General features: G+C 40.5%; 26 protein-coding genes. 10 read left to right on the top strand and 16 right to left on the bottom strand.

The genetic code is table 11. From position 1 onward, the window contains the following. Positions 1-5: 5 nt before the first annotated feature. From moaA to N2257_00825, 9 genes are all read right to left on the bottom strand, one after another. Positions 6-992 carry a GTP 3',8-cyclase MoaA gene (gene moaA, locus N2257_00865; GenBank protein ID MCX7792948.1) on the bottom strand — a complete coding sequence of 329 codons (987 nt, stop codon included), beginning with the start codon at positions 990-992 and terminating at the stop codon, positions 6-8. Positions 993-999: 7 nt separating this feature from the next. Further along, a complete protein-coding gene (gene ybgF, locus N2257_00860; GenBank protein MCX7792947.1) occupies positions 1,000-1,998 on the bottom strand; it encodes a tol-pal system protein YbgF in 999 nt (332 codons plus the stop codon). Positions 1,999-2,032: 34 nt separating this feature from the next. Beyond that, positions 2,033-2,635, bottom strand: coding sequence for a peptidoglycan-associated lipoprotein Pal (gene pal / locus N2257_00855; GenBank protein ID MCX7792946.1), 603 nt, complete (start codon positions 2,633-2,635; stop codon positions 2,033-2,035). Between the two features lie 15 nt (positions 2,636-2,650). Continuing rightward, positions 2,651-3,928, bottom strand: a complete 1,278-nt coding sequence (locus N2257_00850; GenBank protein MCX7792945.1) for a hypothetical protein — start codon at positions 3,926-3,928, stop codon at positions 2,651-2,653. Beyond that, complete coding sequence (locus N2257_00845) at positions 3,925-4,674, bottom strand: TonB C-terminal domain-containing protein (protein ID MCX7792944.1); 750 nt, start codon at positions 4,672-4,674, stop codon at positions 3,925-3,927. The genes N2257_00850 and N2257_00845 overlap by 4 nt, the downstream gene beginning before the upstream one ends. Beyond that, entirely contained in the window at positions 4,674-5,078 is a 405-nt protein-coding gene (gene tolR, locus N2257_00840; GenBank protein MCX7792943.1) for a protein TolR, read from the bottom strand. The genes N2257_00845 and tolR overlap by 1 nt, the downstream gene beginning before the upstream one ends. 33 nt (positions 5,079-5,111) lie before the next feature. Further along, the gene (gene tolQ / locus N2257_00835) at positions 5,112-5,780 is read right to left on the bottom strand and encodes a protein TolQ (GenBank protein ID MCX7792942.1); all 669 of its coding nucleotides are present in this window, start codon (positions 5,778-5,780) and stop codon (positions 5,112-5,114) included. Positions 5,781-5,964: 184 nt separating this feature from the next. Further along, positions 5,965-6,366, bottom strand: a complete 402-nt coding sequence (locus tag N2257_00830) for a pyridoxamine 5'-phosphate oxidase family protein (GenBank protein MCX7792941.1) — start codon at positions 6,364-6,366, stop codon at positions 5,965-5,967. A 3-nt stretch (positions 6,367-6,369) separates the two neighbouring features. After that, positions 6,370-6,906, bottom strand: a complete 537-nt coding sequence (locus N2257_00825) for a lipocalin family protein (protein ID MCX7792940.1) — start codon at positions 6,904-6,906, stop codon at positions 6,370-6,372. A 74-nt stretch (positions 6,907-6,980) separates the two neighbouring features. Between N2257_00825 and N2257_00820 the strand changes: the two genes are divergently transcribed. Genes N2257_00820 through N2257_00800 form a run of 5 tightly spaced genes read left to right on the top strand, consistent with a single transcriptional unit; the run spans position 6,981 to position 11,625 of the window. Further along, a complete protein-coding gene (locus tag N2257_00820) occupies positions 6,981-8,336 on the top strand; it encodes a deoxyribodipyrimidine photo-lyase (protein ID MCX7792939.1) in 1,356 nt (451 codons plus the stop codon). Then, complete coding sequence (locus N2257_00815) at positions 8,336-9,304, top strand: NAD(P)H-binding protein (protein ID MCX7792938.1); 969 nt, start codon at positions 8,336-8,338, stop codon at positions 9,302-9,304. Before N2257_00820 ends, N2257_00815 begins: the two co-directional genes overlap by 1 nt. Continuing rightward, positions 9,304-9,738 (top strand): SRPBCC domain-containing protein, encoded by a 435-nt coding sequence (locus N2257_00810; protein ID MCX7792937.1) that lies wholly within the window; start codon positions 9,304-9,306, stop codon positions 9,736-9,738. Before N2257_00815 ends, N2257_00810 begins: the two co-directional genes overlap by 1 nt. Next, positions 9,735-10,682 (top strand): DUF523 and DUF1722 domain-containing protein, encoded by a 948-nt coding sequence (locus N2257_00805; GenBank protein MCX7792936.1) that lies wholly within the window; start codon positions 9,735-9,737, stop codon positions 10,680-10,682. The genes N2257_00810 and N2257_00805 overlap by 4 nt, the downstream gene beginning before the upstream one ends. A 34-nt stretch (positions 10,683-10,716) precedes the next feature. Beyond that, positions 10,717-11,625 (top strand): hypothetical protein, encoded by a 909-nt coding sequence (locus N2257_00800; protein ID MCX7792935.1) that lies wholly within the window; start codon positions 10,717-10,719, stop codon positions 11,623-11,625. Here the strand turns inward: N2257_00800 and panC are convergent. From panC to N2257_00775, 5 genes are all read right to left on the bottom strand, one after another. Next, positions 11,611-12,477 (bottom strand): pantoate--beta-alanine ligase, encoded by an 867-nt coding sequence (gene panC, locus N2257_00795; GenBank protein MCX7792934.1) that lies wholly within the window; start codon positions 12,475-12,477, stop codon positions 11,611-11,613. The genes N2257_00800 and panC overlap by 15 nt on opposite strands. A gap of 4 nt (positions 12,478-12,481) precedes the next feature. Beyond that, on the bottom strand, positions 12,482-13,546 hold the full coding sequence (gene ispG / locus N2257_00790; protein ID MCX7792933.1) for a flavodoxin-dependent (E)-4-hydroxy-3-methylbut-2-enyl-diphosphate synthase: 1,065 nt from the start codon (positions 13,544-13,546) through the stop codon (positions 12,482-12,484). Continuing rightward, positions 13,546-14,625 carry an endolytic transglycosylase MltG gene (mltG, locus tag N2257_00785; protein ID MCX7792932.1) on the bottom strand — a complete coding sequence of 360 codons (1,080 nt, stop codon included), beginning with the start codon at positions 14,623-14,625 and terminating at the stop codon, positions 13,546-13,548. The genes ispG and mltG overlap by 1 nt, the downstream gene beginning before the upstream one ends. A 662-nt stretch (positions 14,626-15,287) precedes the next feature. Next, entirely contained in the window at positions 15,288-16,160 is an 873-nt protein-coding gene (locus tag N2257_00780) for a lysophospholipid acyltransferase family protein (protein MCX7792931.1), read from the bottom strand. Positions 16,161-16,228: 68 nt separating this feature from the next. After that, positions 16,229-18,643 carry an AAA family ATPase gene (locus N2257_00775; protein ID MCX7792930.1) on the bottom strand — a complete coding sequence of 805 codons (2,415 nt, stop codon included), beginning with the start codon at positions 18,641-18,643 and terminating at the stop codon, positions 16,229-16,231. Positions 18,644-18,730: 87 nt separating this feature from the next. Between N2257_00775 and bioA the strand changes: the two genes are divergently transcribed. Genes bioA through N2257_00750 form a run of 5 tightly spaced genes read left to right on the top strand, consistent with a single transcriptional unit; the run spans position 18,731 to position 23,289 of the window. Then, entirely contained in the window at positions 18,731-20,098 is a 1,368-nt protein-coding gene (gene bioA / locus N2257_00770; protein MCX7792929.1) for an adenosylmethionine--8-amino-7-oxononanoate transaminase, read from the top strand. A gap of 36 nt (positions 20,099-20,134) precedes the next feature. Then, the gene (locus N2257_00765; GenBank protein MCX7792928.1) at positions 20,135-21,103 is read left to right on the top strand and encodes a KpsF/GutQ family sugar-phosphate isomerase; all 969 of its coding nucleotides are present in this window, start codon (positions 20,135-20,137) and stop codon (positions 21,101-21,103) included. Positions 21,104-21,114: 11 nt separating this feature from the next. Beyond that, positions 21,115-21,687, top strand: coding sequence for a flavin reductase family protein (locus tag N2257_00760; GenBank protein MCX7792927.1), 573 nt, complete (start codon positions 21,115-21,117; stop codon positions 21,685-21,687). Beyond that, entirely contained in the window at positions 21,688-22,566 is an 879-nt protein-coding gene (locus N2257_00755) for a DMT family transporter (protein ID MCX7792926.1), read from the top strand. A 39-nt stretch (positions 22,567-22,605) separates the two neighbouring features. After that, the gene (locus N2257_00750; GenBank protein MCX7792925.1) at positions 22,606-23,289 is read left to right on the top strand and encodes an HAD hydrolase-like protein; all 684 of its coding nucleotides are present in this window, start codon (positions 22,606-22,608) and stop codon (positions 23,287-23,289) included. A gap of 134 nt (positions 23,290-23,423) precedes the next feature. Here the strand turns inward: N2257_00750 and N2257_00745 are convergent, their stop codons facing one another. Then, positions 23,424-24,290 carry a cation diffusion facilitator family transporter gene (locus tag N2257_00745; GenBank protein MCX7792924.1) on the bottom strand — a complete coding sequence of 289 codons (867 nt, stop codon included), beginning with the start codon at positions 24,288-24,290 and terminating at the stop codon, positions 23,424-23,426. Next, complete coding sequence (gene tgt, locus N2257_00740) at positions 24,268-25,422, bottom strand: tRNA guanosine(34) transglycosylase Tgt (protein MCX7792923.1); 1,155 nt, start codon at positions 25,420-25,422, stop codon at positions 24,268-24,270. Before tgt ends, N2257_00745 begins: the two co-directional genes overlap by 23 nt. Positions 25,423-25,445: the final 23 nt, after the last annotated feature.

The following is a 25,445-nucleotide window of genomic DNA, read 5'->3' as shown; positions in this document are numbered from 1 at the left end:
CTCGTTTACCCTCCAATTTTTGACATGGGTCTTGATAGAACATCAAAGGACCTTAAATCAGGCCTCAATCCATGACCTGAAGGTTTACAGTCTATAGCTATGCTAATAAGCCTCATCAGTTCCCTGTCATCTGAGCTGCCCCTTAAGACTGGTTTAAGGTCTATCTCGGTTTCTGAAAAAAGGCAGGGCCTTATCTTTCCATCAGATGTTATCCTAAGGCGATTGCATTCACCACAGAAATGATTGCTAAGAGCACTTATAAATCCTATAACTCCTCTTGCCCCGGGGAGTCTCCAGTATCTTGCAGGACCACCTGAATTTAAACCAGCTGGCTCAAGCCTTCCAAGGGTCTCTACCCTTCTTCTTATCTCATCTTCTGAAACATATCTCTCAGGCCTCCAGAAATCTCTTACGCCTATTGGCATTAATTCTATGAACCTTACTCTCCAGGGTTTTTCTAAAGTCAGCCTTGCAAAGGCCTCTATTTCGTCATCATTAATACCTCTGACTGGAACCATGTTTATGCTTATGGGTGAAAGCCCTGAACTTTCTGCAAGCTCGATACCTTCAAGAACCTTCTCAATGTCTCCACCACCTGTTATCTCCCTGTATTTTAATGAATCAAGGGAATCAAGACTTACATTAATCCTATTAAGCCCTGCCTCTTTTAAGAAGTAGACATGCCTTTTCAGAAGGACTCCATTGGTTGTGAGTCCTATCTCATTAATTCCTTCTATTGCTGATATGCCCTTTACAAGATAGGCAATATCCCTTCTTCTTAAGGGTTCTCCACCTGTGAGTCTTATCTTTTTTACACCAAGAATGGAGGCAATTCTTACTATTCTTATAATCTCTTCATACCTAAGGATTTCTTTATATTCAATTAACCGTTCACCCTCAGAAGGCATACAATAGATACACCTGAGATTGCAGCGGTCAGTTACAGATATCCTCAGGTAGTCAATACGCCTTCCTGATCGGTCCTGAAGCATTCGGTTTTTATCTTGGCTTCCCTTTAAGTTCCTTTAATTTATCCCTTGCAGCCTTTGCCTCCTCAGAAGCCGGATACTTTTCAATTAATCTTTCAAGGATTACCTTTGCAGTCTTTTTGTCACCCAGTTCTATAAATGAATAGGCCTGTTTAAGATAGGCTGCTGGCACCTTCTCATTTGAGGGATAATCCCGGATAACCTTCTCGTAATTCAGTATGGCATCTTCATAATTCTTTTCTGCATAATAGGTCTCTGCTATCCAGAACCTCGAGTTTCCTGCTAGCCTGTAATCAGGATACTTCTTGATAAACTCCTCAAAGAGTGACCTTGCCTCTGCATATTTTTTATCCTTAAATAACTCTCTTGCCCTGTCATAAAGGATCTTTGGCTCATCACTGCCTCTTTTTTCAGTCTCAGCTGGAGGTGCAGGTTGTGGTGGAGGAGCCGCAAGCTGTGTTTGTGAGGTTTGAGACCTTTCAGGCTCTGTTTTCGGAATAGTTGTACCGGAAGGTGGTTGTGGCGATATCTCTGATTTTATTGACCTTGCCTGAGTCTCCAGCGTATCTATTTTCCTCTGTAGGTCCTTTGTGATTAACTCCAGCCCTTCCAATCTTGCCTGCAGCCTCTCATTGGATTGCCGTGATTCTGAAAGAAATTTATCCGAAAAATGTCTCTGCTCTTCAAACCTTGCCCTTATTTCTGCAAGCTCTGCTGTGAGTGAATTGAGTTTATTCAATAACGCAATCTGTGATTCTGTCAGTGCCTTAGTCTGTTCTGTACCACCTGCCCTGACAACAGTCTGAATTTCGTCAAGATTTTTCTTTAAATCTGCAAGGGCTACTTTCATCTCATAGAGATCTCTTTTGAGCATATTAACATCGGATTTAAGTGTATCATAATCACTTGTTACCGTAACACAGCTGGTGTTGAGTCCAGTACAGCAGAGAAAAAGAGCAGCAGCCATGAGGCGGATGGTTTTTTTTATGAAATACTTGATCCTAACCATGACTGAAGGATATTCTGAAAATTGGACATTATCTTTATTCATATATAACAAAGTGGGCCCTCCTGTTTAGCTGCCAGCATTCCTCCGTCTGCTCTCTGCAGAGCGGTCTCTCTTCTCCATAGGTGACTGTTTCTATCCTCGAAGATGAGATACCAAGAGCCATTAAATAATTCTTTGCTGCATTAGCCCTTCTCTCGCCAAGAGCTAAGTTATATTGATTCGTACCCCTCTCATCACAATGCCCTTCTATAAGGACCTTTGCTTTTGGGTTTGATTTGAGCCATGAGGCGAGTTTTTCAAGAACAGGTTTTGCATCTGGCCTTATATCATATTTATCAAAATCAAAATATATATCAGGAAACTCTGTCTTCTTTGCTATGGCTTTCTCTTCTTTTTTAGCCACCTGGACTTCCTCAGTGACAGGTTTTTCTGTAATAACCTCTGGACCTGGAGCTTTTATCTTTTCAGCTTCAGGCTGTGCTGCCTCTGGCTTTCTTTCAACCTGAGGAGCTGTCTCGGCCTCCTTCTGAACAACCTTTCTAGGAGCACAGCTGCTCATAACAAAAGGGGTTAACAGAATGACAAACAGGCTACTGTAGATTGTTATTTTACTTCCATAAAATCTCGAATTATGCATTTCTCACACCTCCTGTTATTTAATCCATACAGGGCTCATTCCATAGCCCGTGCTCAGCGCTTTCTGGCCAGAGCCATCAAGCCTCATTATATATATTTTCCATGTCCCGTCTCTATCTGATGAAAAGGTAATGTATCTTCCATCAGGAGAAAAAGAGGGTTCTTCATTATTCCCTCTATCAGTAAGCTGAACTGGCTCACTGCTGTCAAATCTCTGTAAAAAAATCTGATTCTTTCCGTTCACTGTGCCAACATATATAAAGGAGTCACCGGAAGGTGACCATCTTGCTGATGTGTTGTAATTACCCCTGTAGGTTAATCTTTTAATATTATAGCCAGAAAGCTCTGCTATGTAAATCTGTGGTGAACCACTCCTGTCCGAAACAAAAAGTAGCTTATCCTTTCTAGGAGAAATAGCAGGATCGATATCTATACCGTATCCGGTAATCAGTTTTTTTGTCTTTCCTGTCTCGGTATCCAGAATAAATATATCCTGATTATCAGACTCTGTATGGGTGAGCAAGAGGGTTTTTCTATCAAGGAAATCTCCTGCTATAGCAAGGCTCTGAGATTCAAAAACCGTTTTTTGCATCATGGAATTAAAATCAACAACCTTTATACTCCATTTTTTTCCTTCTCGCATTGTATAGGCAAGCAATCTCTCTTCCTCAAACCAGCATGGAGAGATAATGGTCTCTGCAGTGATACCCAGCCTTCTGAGCCTTGCTCCGTCCCAGTCCATAACAAAAAGAGACTTCTTACCATCAACCATTCCTACATAGAGTATCTTTGCCTCAAAAGGAGGATCCCTGTCTGTGAATTTTTTATATACATCCCTTGCGATTGCATGACCGAGAGACCTGAGAAGGGTTATTTCCCCTGAATATTCCTTCTTCATTATCTGTAGTCCCTCATGGACATCATAAAGAGACAGTACTGCCTTAAGAATCTTATCTGTGAGTGAAATTCTTACCTTTACCACCGCATCTGCACCAAGAGGTTTCCAGTTCTCTGGTTTAAAAAATGCCTGGGAAGGCTCAAGAAAGAGTCTTTCATCTATGGATGAAAAAAGACCGGTATAAACAAGATCATTAGCTATAATAGAATATAATTCCCTGCTCTCTTTTTTTAATGAAGAATCTTCACTGTAAACCTGTATTCCAAGGAGAAGAGGCCTTGGATTTGGTTCGCTCAGCTCTATAAAGAGTCTTCCATGAGCCTTACCACTCAGAGGGATAACAGAAAAGATCCCGATCAAAAGGAATGTTTTGAAGAGTTTGATAAAAGGTCTCATCTTGTAAACCTCAATTCAATTTCCAGTTCTTCAGGTGGCGGAGGAAGGGGGGAAGACCTCTGTAAGGCATTTTTTAAAGAGTAATCAAACAACCTATCGCCAGATGTCTTAAAATCAATTGTTTTTATAACACCATCCCTGCCAACATAGATTATTACTGTTCCCGTCAGACCTTTCCTTGCAATTTCAGGATAATGCCAGTTTGTCCTGATAATCTTTGCGATTATTGCAGTATATTCCGAGAGGGAAGATTGAGAGCTCGCAACTGTAAGATTATTTCTTGACTCTGCCCTTTCTTTAGACTCTGATTTCTGACCTCTGTATTCTGACTGATTTCCCTCTTGAGTGATTACTGTCCTGAGTCTTGCTATTTTTTCTATACGTTTTTTTGCCCTAATGGCATGGAGTCTTTCCTCTACAATCTGATCAGCTATGTCTTGGGCCAGTGATTCGGTCTTCCCTTTTTCAGAATCATTTATAGCTGATGGGCTTGCCCTTCCCTGTAACTCGCCTTTTATCCCTGACTCAGGACTGAAAACCTGTGAACCTTTAAGGATGCTCACAGTTATGAATCTTTCCCTTTCTTTAATTAGAGTCTTACTCTGAAAAAGTAAAATCATCCCTGCAATGAACAGGTGAAGAAAAAATGAAAAGGCGAAACTCATCAGCCTGAGGCTAGCTTCAAAGGCAACAGAAGTTCTATATTTTTTAATCCTGACCCTGGAGTCCAGAGGAAGTACGGTCATTACTCCCTCTTGGGTTCCGTTATAAGGCCAATTTTCTCTATGCCGGCATCCCTTATCTCTGCCATTAGCTCGGCCACAAAGCCATAAGACACAGATCTGTCTGCTCTCAGAAAGACCTCTGGATTCTTTTTTGATAAAAGAGAAAGCTTCTCTTTGAGTGAAGAGAGATTAACAGGCACATCATTCAGATATATTTTTCCATCAGAGTTTACTGTGACTACTAATCTCTCCTCAGGAGGAAGCTCTTTACCTTTTGCCTTCGGAAGGGCCACATCTATGCCTTGCTGCATCAGGGGTGCAGTAACCATGAATATCACAAGGAGCACGAGCATCACATCCACAAAAGGCGTTACATTTATCTCAGACATTACCTCTCTTTCTCTGTTTCTTCTGAGATATGCCATACTAACCTCTAAGTATATATGACAGGCCAAAAATCAAAGAGATCCACGTGACTTATGACCTGGCATTTGTGACTCTGTAGAAATATTGGATAATAATTCAAGTATCTCTTCTGAAAAATCCTCCATCTCTATGGTAAGTTTTCTTGCCATGCTGAGATAGTAATTGTAGGCAATAACAGCAGGTATAGCTACAAGAAGGCCAAGGGCTGTAGCGATAAGTGCCTCCGCAATACCCGGTGCAACCACTGCAAGACTTGCAGAACCCTGAGCACCAATTCCCATAAAGGAATGCATTATACCCCATACAGTACCAAATAGTCCTATAAAAGGAGATGTAGAGCCAGCAGTGGCAAGAAAATTGAGATACTGCTCAAGTCTTGCTATCTCGAGGGCTTCATATCTTTTTATATTGCGTTCAAGTTCTGTTTTAGAGGCATATCCTTCTTCATTGAAGACATTCCTGAAAACACCAGCTATTGGACTAACCCTGAGCTTTCTTGAAAGCTGAAAAAGCTGGAGGGGTTCACCTTTCTTCATAAATGCCTTTATGAATTCCTCATTTTCTTTCTTTGCCTGCCTGAAATATTTAAATTTATAAAATATAATGAACCATGATAGTATAGAGAAAATAAAAAGGATAAGCATCACTGCCTTCACAACAGGAGTTGCACCGAGTATAAGACCTATTACTGTATGTTTCATGGTTCATTATTATAACATTTTTTATTCCTGTATCAGGAAAAATCTCTTTTATACTTTTTGAGAAAAAGAGAGGCTGTAATCTCTACTGCACTTTTACCTTCACGATGAAAACAGTATTGAAAGCTTGCTCTAATGCCGAGTCTTTTAATTAAGGAATAAAAATTGCTTAAAAATTACAAGTCATTCATATAGCTCTTATACCTGTATCACCATCTCCTATAAGTGGAAGGATCTTATCTACTCTGAATATTACTAAATGTTTTGGACCCTTCGCCTCATCTTCCTCAGGAGTAAGATATCTGCGAGTCATTTTTTTAATCAATTCTTCATTATGGTCTTCTCTAACTTTGGTCAGGAATAATCTGATACCTCTGTAGCTTGCACCATCTTCAATGAACATGAATGCCGCATGGGGATTTTCAAGAAGATTTTTGTAGGTCAGCCTTTCTCGCATGATAAAACAGACAGTCCCGTCATCCATGACTCTAGGGACTGAGTAAATTGCGATTGTGACTTTGCCGCTTCTGTCTGCCGATGATAATATTCCCGTTCCAGTAATGTTTTCAAAATACTCTTTTAGTGTCATTGTTTACTCCTGTAAAGTTTTTATAAGTTTTGTTGTGTCGTAGCCCTTTGCTTCAAGCCTTTGAAGTATTTCACTGTAGAGTTTTTCGTCCATGGTCTTCTCTCTGCTAAGTATCCACAGGTATTTTCTTGTTGGATGTCCTACAACAGCATATTCATAATTCTTGCCGAGGTCAATTATCCAGTAATCTCCATAAAAGGGCCAGAAAAAAGATACCTTCAGCCTGGCATTAGTGCTTTTATCAATAACCTTGGCAGTACCCTTAACTCTTCTTAACTTTCCGCTGAATGATCCGTCATAGCATTCGTTGATTACATCAATTTTTCCATCTTTTCTGAGTGTGTATGTTGCTCTGCTACCAACGCATCCTTCCTGAAAGGGATGAGGATACCTGCTGATTTCATACCAGACTCCTGTATACCTTGTAAGGTCTACAAAAGGAACAACCTCAAGAGGAGGCAAAGGATTTTTCGTAGCTGTAGAGCATGCCTGTAAAAACATTATGGATGCAATTAAAAGAAGCTCTTTAGTTTTATTCATCCTCATCACATTTGTATTATAACACACCTGCACATGTATTATTTTAGAATAAAAATATTTATAATTTTCTAATCATGCATATCATCAATTATAAAAGGGTAAGGCCTCTTAAAGAAGGACCGGCAAAAGAGGGACCGGTTCTTTACTGGATGAACAGAGATCAGAGGGTCCGTGATAACTGGGCACTCCTTTATGCACAGAAAATAGCTATCGAAAGGAAGGTTCCCCTTGTTGTTTTATTTTGTTTTTTTAATTATTATCCCCGCAGGTCAAACCGGCATTTTATATTTATGCTTCGTGGTCTTCAGGAAGTGGAACAGGACCTTCATGAGCATAACATACCATTTTTTCTAATCCAGGGAAATCCTGAATTCACGATACCCTCTTTCATAAAGGAACATGATATAGGCATAGTCATAACAGACTTTGATCCATTAAAAGATGCAAGAAGATTAAGAGAATCTGTAGCTCAAAAAATAAATATACCCCTTTATGAAGTTGATGCTCATAATATAATACCTCCCTGGATTGTTTCCCCTAAACAGGAATACGCTGCATATACCATTAGACCAAAGATAAAGAGACTTCTGCCGGAATTTCTAAGTGATATTCCATCCCTCGTAAGACATCCCTTCACTTTAAGAGGAAGTATTCAGAGTATTGACTGGGAGGGGTTACTTAAGAAGTTTGAACAGGGTAATGAATTAACGATTATTTCTTGGCTAAAACCTGGAAGCAACTCAGGCATGGAAAAATTAAAAGATTTTTTAGAAAGTAAGCTTAAAAGATATGCAGAGATGCGAAATAATCCTGTATATAATTTCCAATCTAACCTATCACCCTACCTGCATTTCGGGCAAATTTCTGCTCAGAGAGTCGCACTGGAGGTTATTAAAATAGATTCTGATAAAAAATCAAAGGAGGCCTTCCTTGAAGAATTGATAATTAGAAGAGAGCTTGCAGAAAATTTTTGCTTCTACAATAAAGAATACGATAATTTTAATGGATTTCCTGAATGGGCAAAACAGACATTAAACAAGCATAGAAATGACAAGAGGCTTTATCTCTATGACCTTAATGATTTTGAACGGGCAGCCACCCATGATCCTTTATGGAATGCTGCTCAGTTACAGATGATAAAAACAGGTAAGATGCATGGCTACATGAGGATGTACTGGGCAAAAAAGATCCTTGAATGGACAGAATCACCTGAACAGGCTTTGGAATTTGCAATCTATCTTAATGACAAATATGAAATTGATGGATATGATCCCAATGGCTTTACAGCAATAGCCTGGAGCATAGGTGGAGTTCATGACAGACCCTGGCCTGAGAGAAAGATCTTTGGGAAGATAAGATATATGAGCTATAATGGATGTAGAAATAAATTCGATGTCGATGAATATATAAAGAGATGGCTGGAGGGATAATGAATTATCTATCACTTTCACCTGATGACCGTGTATTAATTTTGGGAGCTACAGGGTTTGTGGGAAGCAGACTGATTCCTGAACTCCTTAAACAAAATGTAAGATTGAGACTCTTTGTACGGGAAAAATCAAAGGCCTCTATTTTCTCATCCCTCAAGGGTGATATAGAGATCTTTCAGGGTGACCTTGTTTCAGGCAGGGGCATTGATAAGGCCCTTGAAGGTATTCATACAGCTTATTATTTAGTTCATTCTATGGGCGGTAAAAGTATATTTATAAACAGAGAATTCGCCATTAAGGACAAGATAGCCGCCAGAAACTTTATAGGTGCTGCAAACAATTTATCCCTAAGAAGGGTCATTTATCTTGGCGGTCTCGGTGAGATGGGAGATAATCTATCGGAGCACCTAAGAAGCAGGGCAGAGGTTGGAGAAATTCTCAGTTCAGGAAAACCCAGAGCTACAATATTAAGGGCAGCCATAATAATAGGAGCTGGAAGTGCATCCTTTGAGATGCTACGCTATCTGGTTGAGAGGCTTCCTGTAATGGTCTGTCCTAAATGGATAGACACTAAGATCCAACCCATTGCAATAAGGGATGTCCTAGCCTATCTTGTCGGCTGCCTTCTTAATTCCGCTACAGCAGGATATTCATTTGACATCGGAGGTCCGGATATTCTCACTTACAGGGAAATGATTCATCAATACGCAGAGGTTCGAGGTCTTCCGCGGAGATTGATATTCACGGTACCTTTTCTGACTCCTCTTCTTTCAGCTTACTGGGTAGATCTTGTTACGCCTGTGCCATCGGGAATTGCCCACCCTCTGATAGAGGGGCTTAAAAACGAGGTCATATGCAGGGATAATGAAATTGATAAATTTGTATCAATTAAGAAAACTCCTTTTAAAGAAGCTGTAAGGATCGCCCTTTCAGAGGAGAAGGAAGGCCCGGGAGCAAAGAGCCTCTGATGATAATTGAAGCATCAATTGAGATAAATGCTGATATCCGTAAGGTCTGGAGCACCTTCACTGATCTTACATGCTGGAATGACTGGACCAGTATAGTTCAATATGCTTTCTCAGAAAGCAAAAGAATCGAGGAGGGCAAATCATTCAGTTTCTGTTTAAGAGCCTTCACTATTCCCGTTTCAATGAAACCCTTTGTTGAGGCGATTGAGCCCATGAAGAGGATTGTATGGAAAGGTTCCAAATTTTGGGTAAGTGCCAGGCATGAGTTTTTGTTTGAAGAATATGGATCAGCAACAAAGGTCATAAGCAGGGAAAAAATTTCAGGCATTTTCATTCCTCTGATTTCAGAGCTTTTAATAAAAAAAATACTTCAAAATGTTACTTTAAAATTTTTGAATGAATTAAAGAGATCTGCAGAGCAAAAAATTCAATGAAGGGCATAAAAATCGGCATAAGCAGCTGTCTTCTGGGAGAAAGGGTACGCTATGATGGCAGCCATAAACTCAATCATTTTCTGAAATATACCCTCGGCAGATTTGTTGAATGGGTGCCAGTATGTCCCGAGGTAGAATATGGCCTGCCCGTCCCCAGACAGTCGCTGCGGCTCTACGGTAGTCCTGATAATCCGAGACTTATTGAATCCAGAACAGGCATTGACCATACAGACGGAATGAGGAGATGGATAAAGAGCAAACTTGACGAACTTGAAAAAGAAGAACTCTGTGGATTTGTTTTTAAAAGTAATTCTCCAAGCTCAGGACTGCGGAACGTTAGAGTTTACGGACCATCAGGCATTCCTTCTCGCACTGGTATAGGTCTATTTGCTGCAGCCTTTATCAGAAGGTTCCCTCTTATTCCGGTTGAGGACGATGGCAGGTTGAACAATCCTGTTTTAAGAGAAAATTTCATAGAGAGAATATTTGTCTATAAAAGGTGGCAGGATCTCAAAAAGACAGGTTCAAAGATAAAGGAAATTATTGAATTTCATAGAGATCACAAATTTCTTATTCTTGCCCACAGCCCTAAACATTATAAAATTCTTGGTAATCTTCTGGCATCTCATAAAAAGGGAAATCTAGAGAATATAAAATCAGAATATATTTCTAACCTTATGGAGTGTCTTAGGTTAATCGCTACTGTAAAAAAGAATACTAATGTGCTTCTCCATATAATGGGATATTTCAGGAAACTGCTGAACAAGGATGAAAAAGAGGAACTTCTTGAAATCATTGAAAATTATCATAAAGGTTATATACCACTCGTAGTTCCTATAACGCTCATAAGACATTATGTACGCAAATTCAACATAGAATACCTTTCCAGGCAGTACTATCTCAACCCCCATCCTGTTGAACTAATGCTCAGAAACCATGTGTAAAAGTTTTGTAACAAAGAAAGGAGTAGCTTGTTAGATGATAATCATTAAATTTATCGTTCTGTTATTAATGATCTTTGCAGGATCAATAACTTCAGCAGAGAGCGAGCCAAGGAATATTGAAAATAGGAAGGATGGCCTGTCAGTAAACTTTCTGTATTTATACAGATTGAATTCTAATATTTCAGATAGAAGCAGATTTAATCTTCAGAGCATGGAATCAGGGATAGACTGGAATAGAAGGATAAACGAGAGGCTGACTGCTGGATTTGGTCTAAATTATGAATACAGTTCTTACTCCTTTTCAGGCAGAATGAAGGGCCTGATTGAAGATCCCTGGGGTGATATCCATTCAGTAAAGTTGTCCGTAAGCTTTATCATTGAGCCTGCTGATGGATTTAAGGTCTTTGTTTCACCATACTCTGGCATATCAGCAGAAACAGGTGCTGAGCTTTCAGAATCTCTTGAATACGGAGCTATTACATGGACATCCTACCGTTTCTCTCCATCACTCACCCTTGGCCTTGGTGCCGGTATATTCAGCAAACCAGAAAAAATATCCATATTCCCTGTTATGATTATTAACTGGAGAATAACAGATCGATTAAGAATAGCAAATTCTCAACAAACAGGACCAGCAGGACCGGCAGGTATAGAGCTGTCCTATAAATTTAACAGATTCACACTTGGTACAGGAGCAGGATATCAATCTAAAAGATTTCGTCTTGATGAAGATGGACCGGTTAATGGTGGTATCGGAGAGGACAGGGCTTTGCCTGTATGGCTGAGAATCTCTTCAAAAACCTCTAAAGCAGAATTCAATCTTTACAGTGGCCTGATGCTTGCAGGAAGATTGACTCTCGAAGATAGAGAGGGCAGAGAGATCCTTTCTGAAAATTATGATTCCTCGCCTTTTTTCGCAATTAATTTATCATTGAGATTGTGAAATAAGGATATTGTCAATTAATCTTGTCTGGCCTATCCTCAAAGCTATTGCTATTAATATCTCCTTTTTCATGGAATAATCTTTTATCTCCTCAAGAGTCTCGGGGTCATAGAGACCGGCATAGTCTATTGAACTTACAAGAGGCTCGCCTTTAAGTCGCTCAAACATTAGCCGCTGGACCTCTTCCGGAGGCTTTAATTCTTTTACCAGCTGTGAAGCCTCAATAAGGGTTCTGTATATTACAGTTGCCGCTCTTCTTTCATCGGGCTTTAGATAGAGATTTCTTGAACTCATAGCAAGTCCATCAGGCTCCCTCACAGTAGGACAGGTTATTATCTCCACATCCATATTCAAATCCCTGACCATCTTTTTTATAATTACAGTCTGCTGATAATCCTTCAGCCCGAAATAGGCCCTCTTAGGTTTGACGATATTGAAAAGCTTTGTTACCACTGTGGCAACTCCCCTGAAATGGCCTGGTCTGAAGGCACCGCAGAGTTTATCTGAAATACCATGAACCTCCACATGGGTTCTGTAACCCTCTGGATACATCTCCTTTGTATCTGGATTAAAGAGGATGTCAACTGATTCTTTTTTGAGTTTTTCGCTATCACCCTCAAGGTCCCTAGGATAGCGGGCAAAATCTTCATTTGGCCCGAACTGAAGGGGATTCACAAATACGCTTACAACTACAATATCATTTTCCCTTTTTGCCTGCCTTACTAAACTCATATGGCCCTCGTGGAGGGCTCCCATTGTGGGAACAAAACCTATGTCCTTACCCTTCATGATAAGATCCCTGGTGCATTCCTGCATCTCCTTTATGCCTGTAATAATTCTCATCTCCGGCATGATATTAGCTTTTTAAATCCTCCTCTATAAGTTCAATAAGACTGTCCACAATCTCTTCTTCCCGGACTTCTTTCACCACCTTTCCTTTTTTAAAAATCACACCCCTTCCCCTGCCACCCGCTATACCAAAATCTGCCTCCCTTGCCTCTCCAGGTCCATTGACAGGACAGCCCATAACAGCAACAGTAATACTTTCCTTTATAGAAGACAGGCGAGCTGAAACATCATTTGCCAGTTTAATTATATCTATGGAACATCTACCACAGGTAGGACAGGAGATTATATCAGGTCCTTCTGTTCTTAATCCAAGAGACCTAAGGATTGATTTTGCTACCACAACCTCAAGAATAGGAGAAGCTGTAAGAGAGACCCTTATGGTGTCTCCTATGCCTTCGCTAAGGAGAATGCCTATACCTATAGAACTTTTCACAATTCCCTGGGGTGGTGGGCCTGCCTCTGAGATTCCCACATGAAGGGGATAATCGAATCTCTCAGAAAATAGCCTGTATGCCTTTACGGTCTCCATAACACCTGAGGATTTGAGAGAAACCTTTATTTCCCTGTAATCAAGCTCTTCAAGGAGCTCAATATTTCTCCTTGCACTCTCAACAAGTGCCTCTGCTACAGGATGGCCGTATTTCTCAAGAATATCTCTTTCAAGGCTTCCTGCATTTACTCCGATACGAATAGGTATGCGCCTTTCAGAAGCAGCTTTAACAACCTCTTTGATCTTCCACTTTGCACCGATATTTCCTGGATTTATTCTTAACCCATCTATTCCCTGCTTTATTGACTCAATTGCAAGTCTGTAGTCAAAATGGATATCAGCAATAAGGGGTACTGGGCTCTCTGCTCTTATCCTGCCGAGTGCTCTTGCAGCCTCCATATCGGGAACAGCAAGCCTGATAATATCAGCACCAGCAGAAGAAAGCTCCTTAATCTGAGAGATGGTAGATTGAACATCCCTTGTGTCTGTTTTTGTCATTGACTGCACTGATATAGGTGCATCATCTCCAACAGGGACATTTCCAACATAGATTCTTCTGGTTTTTCTCCTCTTAATCATCATTATCTCAAAAGAGGTTTAGTATCCCTCTGTGACTGGTAGGTATTTTCATTTTCTCTTTTTTGGTTCCTTATATCTTCAGACCTCTGTCTTGCCAACCTTTTTTTCTTTATATATTCCTGAACAGCCTGTCTGTGTTCATCAAATCTCTCAGAAAAATAATGGGTGCCATCGTTATTTGAAACAAAATAAAGATAGGGCACCTGAGCAGGATTCACTGCAGCTACAATAGATTTAAGTCCTGGTGCTGCGATTGGGCCTGGCGGAAGGCCTTTATGCATATAGGTATTGTAAATGGATTTCCGTAAAAGATCCTTCCTTGTAACAAGTTTTTTAGTACCCCTGAGTTCATAAACTGCAGTAGGATCTGCCTGAAGTTTCATCTTTCTTTTTAATCTATTGTGATAAACTGCAGAAATAAGCGGTCTTTCATAATCCACCCTTGCCTCTTTTTCTATTATAGAGGCGAGGGTGAGAAGCTCGTTCTCGCTGAGCCCCATCTCTTCTGCCTTTTCAATATAGGGATTTATCATCTTTCTCATGGTATTGACCATGAATTTTAGGATATCAATAACATCTGTACCCTTTGGAATCCTGTAGGTGGTCGGATAGAGATATCCCTCAAGTGAAGGAGCATCCACTGACAGTTCTTTTAAAAGTGACCTGTCCCTGACCAGATTGAAAAACCTGTCTTTATCAACTATGCCTTTTTCTTCCAGTACCTCAGCAAGTTCAGCAAGTGTCTGACCTTCAATGAATTTTATCTCGTATTCCTCTATTTCTCCTCTGAGGAGTTTTCTGAAAACAGAGGCAGGACTCACCCCTCCAAGAAATTCATAATAACCATATCTAAGGGACCTGTGCAGGCCTGTGAGCCTTCCCAGGATTATAAAGAGATTCCGGTCCCTGATGAGCCTTTTTTCATACAGGAGATTTACAGCCTCTCGGAATGTCATTCCCTTGGGAATGAGAATCTCAAGTTTTTCAGGTTCCCTCCTTACAGGAACGAATAATTGAAAGCTCAGATAAACAAAAACAATGAGCAGAATCCCTGAAAAAATAAGAAAGAAATCTTTTCTCATTACTATTATAATGACAGATTTTAATCATTTATAGCAAACTGAAACAGGATTGCAAAAATAGGGATTGTCCCTATTTTTTGATAGGCTATTGACAGCAGAAGTGCTTTTATAATATGATTTTTTTGAAATTCAGGAAACCTCTGTTAGTAACATGTTAGTAACCTTTAGAAGGTGGGGAGGTTTCCGAAATTAGGTATAAAAAGTTCTTTGAAAACAAAGAGTTACAAAGCCTGCTGTCTTCGGACATTCCTGCCAGGCAGGAACTGAAACTAATAGACTTCTTATATAGACGATGTAGATTTGTCTTCGGACATTCCTGCCAGGCAGGAACTGAAACGCAAAGCCCTAACTGCAGGGGTTTAACAATAGGTCTTCGGACATTCCTGCCAGGCAGGAAACTTGAAGTGCCTGCTTGGAAGGTTTTACAGCGTGGGGGAAATCTACTGATTTCCCCCACGTGCCCCCGAAATAGTGTTAGGTTATCTTCGATTGCAAAAATAGGGATTGTCCCTATTTTTAGGATTAAGGTATTGCCATTAATAGGTTTTAATTTTAGATGAAGGAAAATTTCTTCAGACTGTCTTATCCTGGTAGTGTCTTTAACTCATTAAGCATGCCTACTGCTTAAGGCTTAAAAAACTACTCTTATAAAGATATTTTTTTCAACTCCTCTCCTTCCACCTCCTGTGTATCCAGAGCCATTCTGTTGGATGTTCCATAATATAGGTCTCAATATAGGAGGAGAGTTTTTTTGTATCCTCTAATTCATCACCTTTTAATTGGACCTCTTTCCCTATTTCAATAATATGCCATTCGCCATCTCTCTTTATAAAGGCTGGAAGCACCTTTGCACCTGTCTTTTTTGCTATCATGGCTGGAGTTCTTGATGTCCAGGCTGGCCTTCCAAGAAAATCTATTAATATGCCTTCCTGCCTCAGAACACTCTGATCCATCAATATACCCACTGCCCTGTTTTCTCTTAAAAATTTAAGTATCTCTCTTACAGCGCCTTTTTTATATATAACGTGGTTGCCAAACTTGCATCTTATTTTTTCAATGAGTTTATTGAGTTGTCTGCTATTAAGCGGTCTTGCTACAACACCTATCGGTTCTACAGTGTTTCCGAATGCCAGTGCCATTAGCTCCCAGTTACCGCAATGACCTGTAAGAAAGATTATCCCTTTTCCTTCTGCCTTTGCTCTATCAAAATTCTCAATGCCTTTTAATTTTACTCTCTTGAGAATGCTCCTGTCTCCTCCATAGAGTCTGATGATTTCTATAAAGGATCTTCCAAGGTTAATGAAGCTCTTTTTTACTATTGAATGCGGAGAAAGGTTTGTCTTGAGTTTCACCATCAATGAGGTTTTCTTTACTGCCTCTATCGCTATCTTTCTTCTGGGAATCCAGAAATAGTATAAAAGTCTACCAAGAAATTCACCGGTCTTGAGAGTAAATCTTTCTGGAAGGGCTGTTATGACCAGAACAAAAAATCTGAAAAGGGCCGGCACTATATAATCAATAAGTTGAGATATCATAAAAAATTATAAAAATGATGCGATCTCAGTGATCAGCCAATAAACTCCTCATTGAGGACCATCAGGCATCAGGTGTTATTCTTTGTCTCTTTTTCTTCTTTTTTCTCTTTCAGTGCCTCTGAGATCTCGGTAAGTCTTTTCATAACCAGATAGTTTACCGTACCTTCAGGATATGTACCATCCTCTCTCAGTTCACCAGCTGGCATGCCTGTGAGTATTTCCAGTCCCTCTTCCACCCTGTCGATGGGATAGATGAAGAACTTTCCTTGTCTTACTGCTTCGACTACATCTTTTCTTAGCATGAGGTGCTTGAGGTTTCTTCTAGGTATTATCACACCATGAGAGCCGTCAAGACCCCTTTCTTTACAGACATCAAAAAATCCCTCTATTTTTTCATTAACTCCACCAATGGGCTGTACCTCTCCATTCTGATCCATTGAACCTGTAACAGCTATGGACTGTTTTAAAGGGATGCCTGATATACTGCTGATGAGGGCATAGAATTCTGCACATGTTGCACTGTCACCTTCTATCATCTCATAAAGCTGCTCAAAGGTTATGGAGGCTGACAGGCTTATGGGTTTTTTAATGGCATATTTACTTCCGAGGTAGTTGGTTAAAATAAGGATGGCCTTTTCATGAATCCTTCCGCTCATCTTTGTCTCGCGTTCTATGTTCACAACTCCTGCCTTGCCAGTGTAGGTCCTTGCGGTTATCCTTGAGGGTTTGCCGAATGTGTAATCTCCCAGGTCAATTACAGCAAGACCATTAACCTGCCCTATCTTCTGACCGGAGGTCTCGACAATTATGGTATCTTCAAGAACAGCCTCTCTTAGTCTTTCTTCTATCCTGTTATGTCTGAATCTCCTTTCCTCAATAGCTTTTTCTACATGCTCTGCTTTTACAACTGAACTTCCAAACTTCTTTGCCCAGAAGCTTGCCTCTCTAACTATATCGGCTATATGACCGAAGAGGGCAGAGAGTTTTTCCTGGTGGCCTGCAAGTCTTGAGCCATATTCAACAACACTGGCAACACCACTTCTGTCAAAAGGAAGCAGGTTTTCAGCCTTTGTCCTTGATGCTATAAACATGGCATATTTTTTAATTGTCTCATCATTCCTGGGCATCCTTGAGTCAAAATCTGCCTTTACCTTAAAGAGTTCCTTGAATTCATCATCGTAGCTGTAAAGAATGTAATATAGGAATGGATGACCTATTAGTATCACCTTAACATTTAGTGGTATTGCTTCGGGTTTAAGAGTAGTGGTTGAGATCAGTCTGTACTGTTCCCAGATGTCTTCAATCTTTATCTCTTTGTTTCTTATTGCCCTCTTCAGGGCATCATAGGAAAAGAGGTTTCTCAAAAGGTCAAGGGCATGGATTACAATATAACCTCCGTTTGCCTTGTGCAGTGAACCTGCCTTTATCATGGAAAAATCTGTTACAGCAATTCCATACTGAAACTTGTGCTCTATCCTTCCAAAGAGATTGTAATATGTCGGGTTATGCTCGAAGACACAGGGAGCTCCTTTCTGGGAGCTGTTGTCTACAATTACATTAACCTCATATCTTGTGAAAACAGGTTCTGCCTTTGGAATCCTCATGAATGGAAGGGGAGGAGCCTGTTCTTCCTGTGTCTTGAAATCATCAAGATGATCAAGGATATCTTCCTTAACATTCTCAAGATAGGAAAGGACCTTTTCGTTATCCTTATATTTCTCCTTTATCTCGTCTATGAGATGGCCCACCGCACCGAGGGCAGCAGTCCTTTCAAGCTTCTGGAGCATCTCTTTTAGAAGTTTCTCGGCTTCCTTAACAGTCCTTACAACATCATCAAGTTTTTCCTGAAGAGTCCTTCCAATCTCTTCTATCCTCTTTTTTGTTTTTTCATCAAGGGCCTCAAATTCTTCCTCTGTAAGGGCCTCTCCTGTCTTTTTTACAGGGACAATCAGTAGTCCGGAGACAGATTTTCGTATGGCAAAACCATTTGATGCTGCCTCCTCCTCGATGTTAGTGAAAAGCTCCTTCTGTTTCTTCTGAAATTCCTCTATAATACGACTTCTCTGTTTATCATATTCCTTTGATTCAAACACCTTTGGTATCTCAACCCTAAGGGTTTTTATAAGATCAGCCATGTCCTTCTGGAACTGAACTGCCCTGCCAGGTGGAAATGAAAGGGCTAATGGAACATCGGGATTTTTAAAATTATACACATAACACCAGTCTGGTGGGACAGGCTCCTTTTCTGCCTTTTTATTGATCAATTCTCTTACACTTGTAAGCTTTCCTGTTCCGTGTTCACCAAGTACAAAGATATTAAATCCTGTATTTTCGAGACTCAGACCAAAATCAATAGCATTAATAGCCCTTTCCTGACCAAGGGGTCCTTCCACAGGTATGAGCTCTTCAGTGGTCTCAAAATCAAATATCTTTGGATCACAGCATCTGTATAAATCTTCAGGTTTAAGGGGTAACTTCATCATTGAACCTCCTTGTTTTAGAGACTGAATCAATCATATAATAAATTACCTTTCAAAGACAAGCTTTAGGGCTAAATTAAGGAGGTTTTCTTGAGCTCACAGGCAGATGAAATAAACAGACTTATTGAACTTGACCGACTATACCTCTGGCATCCCTTTACACAGATGAAGGAATGGATGGAGAGGGAGCCTGTGATTATTGTTGAGGGAAGGGATTGTTTTATAAAGGATGTAAAGGGCAGGTGGTATCTTGATGGTGTCTCCTCTCTATGGGTAAATATCCATGGACATAAAAGAAAGGAGATAAATGATGCCATCAAGGCACAGCTTGACCTAATCGCCCACTCTACCCTGCTTGGGATGGCGAATGTACCTTCAATACTTCTAGCAGAAAGACTTATAAAGCTTGTACCTGAGGGATTAAAAAAGGTCTTCTACTCAGACAATGGTTCAACCTCTGTTGAGGTTGCATTAAAGATGGCCTTTCAGTACTGGATTCACAGGGGAGAAAAAGGCAAAACCGCATTCTTATGTCTCAACAATGCCTATCATGGTGATACCCTTGGAGCTGTAAGTGTTGGAGGTATAGATATCTTTCACAGCACCTTCAAGCCCCTTCTCTTTAAAACATACAGGGCACCTTCAACCTACTGTTACAGATGCGAGCTTGAAAAGACCTATCCGGAATGCAGGATGGAATGCCTCTCAGTCCTCGAAGATATACTATCAAAACATCACGAAGAGATAGCTGCTCTTATAATCGAGCCCCTCATTCAGGCAGCAGGAGGTATGATAACTCAGCCACCAGGTTATCTTAAAGGTGTGAGAGAGCTATGCAGTAAATACAATATACTCATGATTGCTGATGAGGTGGCAACCGGCTTTGGAAGGACTGGTAGGATGTTTGCTGTAGAGCATGAAGAAGTTATTCCTGATATTATGTGCCTTTCAAAGGGAATAACAGGTGGATATCTTCCGCTGGCTGCAACCATCTCTACCGAAGAGATATTCAATGCCTTTCTTGGAAGATTTGAAGAGGCAAAGACCTTTTTTCATGGACACTCCTATACGGGTAATCAGCTCGGATGCGCTGCTGCGCTTGCCTCTCTTGATATCTTTGAAAAAGATAGGGTCCTGGAGCATCTTCAGCCAAAGATAGAATTTCTTAAAGAAAGATTTAACAAATTGAGAGAACATGAAAATATAGGAGATATCCGGCAGTGTGGTTTTATGGCAGGAATAGAACTTGTAAGAGACAGAAAGACAAAGGAGTCCTTTGGATATATTGACAGAACAGGATGGAAGGTGGCCTACGAAGCACTTAAAAGAGGACTTTTCATAAGACCCCTTGGCAATATAATAGTAATAATGCCACCACTGAGCATAAGCATGGAGAATCTTGAAAAGTTTCTTGATATAATTGAGGATTCAATTAATACAGTTATGAGGAATGTCTGACAGCAAGTTAAAAATTTTTAAATCACCAAGCTTAAAATGAGCGAGATACTTGAAACAGCAAAAAGAGTACTCAGGATCGAGGCACATGCCATCTATGGCCTGATTGAAAGGCTTAACTCTTCCTTTGAAAAGGCTGTTGAGATAATCCTTAATTCTAATGGAAGGGTTGTTGTAACAGGGATGGGTAAATCAGGTCTTATAGGAAAAAAGATTGCTGCCACTCTTGCCTCAACAGGCACACCTGCCTTCTTCATGCATCCAGCAGAGGCAAGCCATGGAGACCTGGGCATGGTCACCTCAGAAGATGTGGTTATTGCAATCTCCAACAGCGGAGAAACAGAAGAGGTAATAAGGCTCATTCCCTTTTTAAAGAGATTCAACGTAAAACTAATAGCCATAACCGGAAACAATGGTTCAACCCTTGCCCAGCAGGCAGATGTAACTCTTGATGTAACAGTAAAAGAAGAGGCCTGTCCTCTTGGAATCGTACCAACAGCCTCAACAACTGCTACACTGGCAATGGGCGATGCACTGGCAGTTGCACTCCTGATAAAAAGAGGCTTTAAAGAAGAGGACTTTGCAATGTATCATCCTGGTGGAAGTTTGGGAAAAAGACTATTAATAAGGGTGAAGGATCTAATGCATACAGGAGATTCCATACCAATTGTAGCGCCTGATACATTAATGACTGATGCAATAATGGAGATATCCTCGAAAAGGCTCGGTGTTACAGCGGTTGTTGATGGAGATAAGAGGGTTCTTGGCATAATTACTGATGGAGATTTAAGGAGGGGCATTCAGAAACACGGAAAGGCCTTCTTTGATATGAAGGCAGAAGAGGTTATGACAAGGAATCCCAAGACCATTTCTGCAGAAGAGCTTGCTGCAAGGGCACTGGCAATTATGGAGGAAAAGTCAATAACATCCCTGATAGTTCCTGATAAAGAAGGAAGGATTGAGGGAATAATTCATATTCATGATATCCTTAAAAAAGGCATTGCATAACAGGAGGCTTTATGAAGAGATCTATCGGTGCAAAACCTATATTATTTCCAACACCGGTGCTTGCAGTTGGCACTTATGACAAAGAAGGAAAACCAAATGTAATGATAGTTGCATGGGGAGGAATCTGCTGTAGCCAGCCGCCCTCGGTTGCTGTCTCAGTCAGAAAGGCCACTTACACTTATGAAAACCTTATGGAGAAGAGGGTCTTTACTGTAAGCATACCCTCTGAAGCACAGCTGAAGGAGGCTGATTATTTTGGCATTGTCTCAGGAAGGCAGGAAGATAAATTCAAAGTCACAGGCCTTACACCAGAGAGGGCAGAGCATGTTGATGCACCCTATGTAAAGGAGTTTCCTGTGATACTTGAATGCAGGGTAAATCATGTAGTAGAGATAGGTCTTCATACCCAGTTTATAGGTGAAATTCTTGATGTAAAGGTTGATGAAGATAAACTTGATGAAAATAAAAGGCCTGACATTGAAAAGATAAAACCCTTCTTCTTTGTACCGGAGACAAGGCTCTATTATGGTACCGGAAAGTTTCTTGGAAAGGCATTTCAAGCAGGTAAGGATATAAAAAAATAAATGCCTCTCTGGGTTATTCTTGCCCTTGGTGCGGCTTTTTCACTTGCTACCTCGGACGCACTCACAAAAAGGGCTGTTCAGGATCAGGATGAATATCTTGTTGCCTGGACAAGACTGCTTTTTACCCTTCCTTTACTCGGCTTTATCTGGTTTTTTATCGAGATACCGGAAATAGACAGAACATTTATTTATGCCTTTTGCCTTTCCCTTCCCCTTGAGATAATAACCGTGTTTCTTTATATCAAGGCACTGAAAAGCTCTCCTCTTGGCCTTACCCTTCCCTTTCTGAGTCTAACTCCGCTATTTCTTATAATTTCAGCAAGAATAATTGCCGGAGAGAAAGTCTCAAACCTTGCAGCATCAGGAATAATACTTATTGTAGCAGGCGGATATGTCTTAAACATCTCGGCTGCCAGGTTAGGATTCCTTGAACCCTTCAGAGCAATCGGCAAGGAGAAGGGCTCACTGCTGATGATAGCAGTTGCCTTTATTTACAGCATAACATCATCTCTTGGAAAGTTGGCAGTTGAGCATTCTTCAGCACTTTTTTTTGGAATTACCTATTTTACTATGCTAGTCATATTAACTGCTCCAGTCAGTCTATGGCTTGGCAGAAAGAGTATAAAAAGATTCTTTCTTGAAGGAAATTATAAAAGGCTTTTTCTTCCCGGCCTCTTTTATGGTCTAATGATAATATTTCACATGATGAGCCTTGACCTTACAAAGGTCTCTTACATGATCTCTGTAAAAAGACTCAGCCTGCTAATAGGGGTTATCTACGGCCATATCTTTTTCAATGAAAGAAATTTCAGAGAAAGACTAACAGGTACAGTCCTTATGCTTGCAGGATTTGTGATTCTCGTAAACAGCGGAGAGTAATAGGTGGCTCTCAAGAAGAGAAACTTTGTATAATTAATAATGCTCATTCTTTTTGACATAGATGGTACCCTCATTGATTCAGGTGAGGCTGGAACGAGGTCTCTTGACTTGACGTTCAGGGCGCTTTTCTCGATTGAGAATGCCTTTAGAGATATCTCCATGGCTGGAAAGACTGATATTCAGATAATGAAAGAGGGATTATTGAAACACGGCATCTCTTTTGACGGAAATCTTCCGGTAATAATTGAGACCTATCTTAAAAATCTAAGAAGGGAAATCAATAATCCATGGAAGCATCTAAAACCCGGCATTAAGGAGCTTCTTGAAAGGCTTTCTGAGATTGAAGGAATACACCTTGGGCTTCTCACAGGAAATCTTGAGCAGGGTGCAAGGATAAAGCTCGAGCCCTTTGGACTGAACAGATATTTCCCTTCCGGTGCCTTTGGAAGTGATGATGAAGACAGGAACAGGCTTCTACCGATTGCAATACAAAGATTCAGGCTCCTCACAGGAAGGACCTTTTCGCCTGAGGATTGTATTGTTATCGGAGATACCCCGAGAGATGTATACTGTTCAAAACCCTATGGTGCAAGATGTATAGCTGTTGCCACAGGTCCTTATAAACCTGAGTCTTTAAAAAAGGCAGGTGCTGATGTGGTCTTTGAGGATATGAGCAATGTAGATGAAGTTCTTAAGTTTCTGCGGTCTAAAAATCCTTTTTAACAATTTAAAATATTCCTACATTCTCATACTGCTGTTTTAATATTGTTCTTTAATTATTGCAACATCAAACTTTTCATATCCAGGAATCACGCCCTCTGTTCACAAGGCAGAACATGAGGGCCTCATTTTTATTTCTATTTACCAGCCTCTCCTGGCTCTATGTGGACAACAACATCCTTGATTGCAGGTATCTGTTTTTTGAGTTTTTCCTCAACCCTGTCTGCAATATCATGGGCATCCTGAAGGGACAGGGTCCTGTCAACTTCCACGTGAAGGTCGAGAAATATACATTCCTTCGTACCCCTTGTTCTGATATCATGACATCCTGTAACACCCTCTACATCCATTACAAGCTTACATATCTTTTCTTTGTCCATCTGGACCGTGTCAACTAATATGTCTACTGCGCTTCTTATAATTCTTAATCCAACTAAAGCTATCAAAATAGCAATGATAAAACCAATAATCGCGTCGGCCTGAGGCATACCAAGTTTTGAAAGAAATAGACCCATTATAACCCCTGTGGTCACAAAGATGTCAGAACTTGTATGTCCTGCATCAGCCAGCAGGTATTCGCTCTTCAACAACCTTGCCCTTGAGACCTCATAGCGATTAACAAAGATATTAATCAGGAGTGTCAAGACCATAATGATAAAAACAGGATGACTGACTTCAGGTGTTCTGCTTTCCACGAATGACCTGTATGATTTTTTAAAGATCTCCAGGCAGGTAATAAATATTAAAATGCCGATACCTATGGTAAAGATAGTCTCAAATTTTCTGTGTCCATAGGGATGTTTTTCATCAGGTGGTCTCGAGGAAAGGGTGATTCCAATATACCCGACTATATTTGATATTCCATCAAAAAGAGAATGAAAGCCATCTGACAGTATGGCAACAGATTTTATTGTATAGCCCAGGACAATCTTAGTAAGGGATACCAGAAAGTTCAAAAAAAGTGTTACCAGAAGAACCTTTTTAATCTCTCCTATCCTTTCCATCCATTACCTCATTCATCCTTTCCTCGTCATTAAGTAAGGAGGTTCTGAAACGCTCTATCCAGTAGTTTTTGAAATCCTGAAACCTTCCTTCCTCTATTGCCTTTCTCATTTTTCTAAAAAAATTCAGGTAAAAGTGAAGATTGTGCAATGTATTAAGCCTCATTGAGAGTATCTCCTTTGTGAGAAATAGATGCCTCAGGTAGGAGCGGGAAAAATTCCGACAGGTATAACAGTCACATTCAGGGTCAAGAGGAGAATTGTCATATTTAAATTCTGCTCTCTTTATGCTGAGCCTTCCCTCACTGGTGAAGAGTGTTCCGTTTCTTGCATTTCTTGTGGGCATTACACAGTCAAACATATCAAAACCTTTCTCAACTGCATAAAGGACATCAATAAGGTCTCCAACACCCATAAGGTATCTGGGATAATTTTCAGGCATCTCTTCGCCAAGATAATCTATTATCTCATACATAAGTTCCTTTGGCTCATCAACGCTCAGACCTCCTACTGCATAGCCATCAAAATCCATATCAATCAGTCTATTCAGGCACTCTATCCTCAAATCCCTGTACATGCCACCCTGTATGATTCCAAAAAGTGCCTGATCAGTTTTTTTTAGGTCCTTGCATCTCTTAGCCCATTTCAGTGTGAGGTTCATTGATTTAAGTGCATATTCATAGGTGGCTGGGTAGGGAGTGCATTCATCAAAGACCATTGCGATATCCGAGCCGAGGATTTGCTGTATCCTCATTGCCTCATCAGGTCCAAGAAAATGCAGAGACCCGTCTACATGGGAGCGAAACCATACGCCCTCTTCTGTAATCTCCCTTAATGCAGAAAGACTGTATACCTGAAAACCTCCGCTATCTGTAAGGATAGGACCGTCCCAGTTCATGAAACTGTGGAGTCCGCCTGCCTTCTCAATTACATCCACTCCAGGCCTAAGATAAAGATGGTAGGTATTTGAAAGAATTATCTCAGCACCAATCTCTTTGAGCTCCTGAGGAGAAAGGGCCTTCACAGTAGCATTTGTGCCCACTGGCATAAAGGCAGGTGTATTAACTGAACCTCGTTTGAGGATCAGTCTGCCAAGCCGTGCCCTTGAATCTTTTTTAAACAATTCAAAAACCATACTGGTTTATTATAATTTAATTC

The sequence above is a fragment of the Thermodesulfovibrionales bacterium genome (assembly GCA_026417875.1).
Taxonomy (GTDB): domain Bacteria; phylum Nitrospirota; class Thermodesulfovibrionia; order Thermodesulfovibrionales; family CALJEL01; genus CALJEL01.
This window is presented reverse-complemented; position numbering and strand designations above follow the sequence as displayed.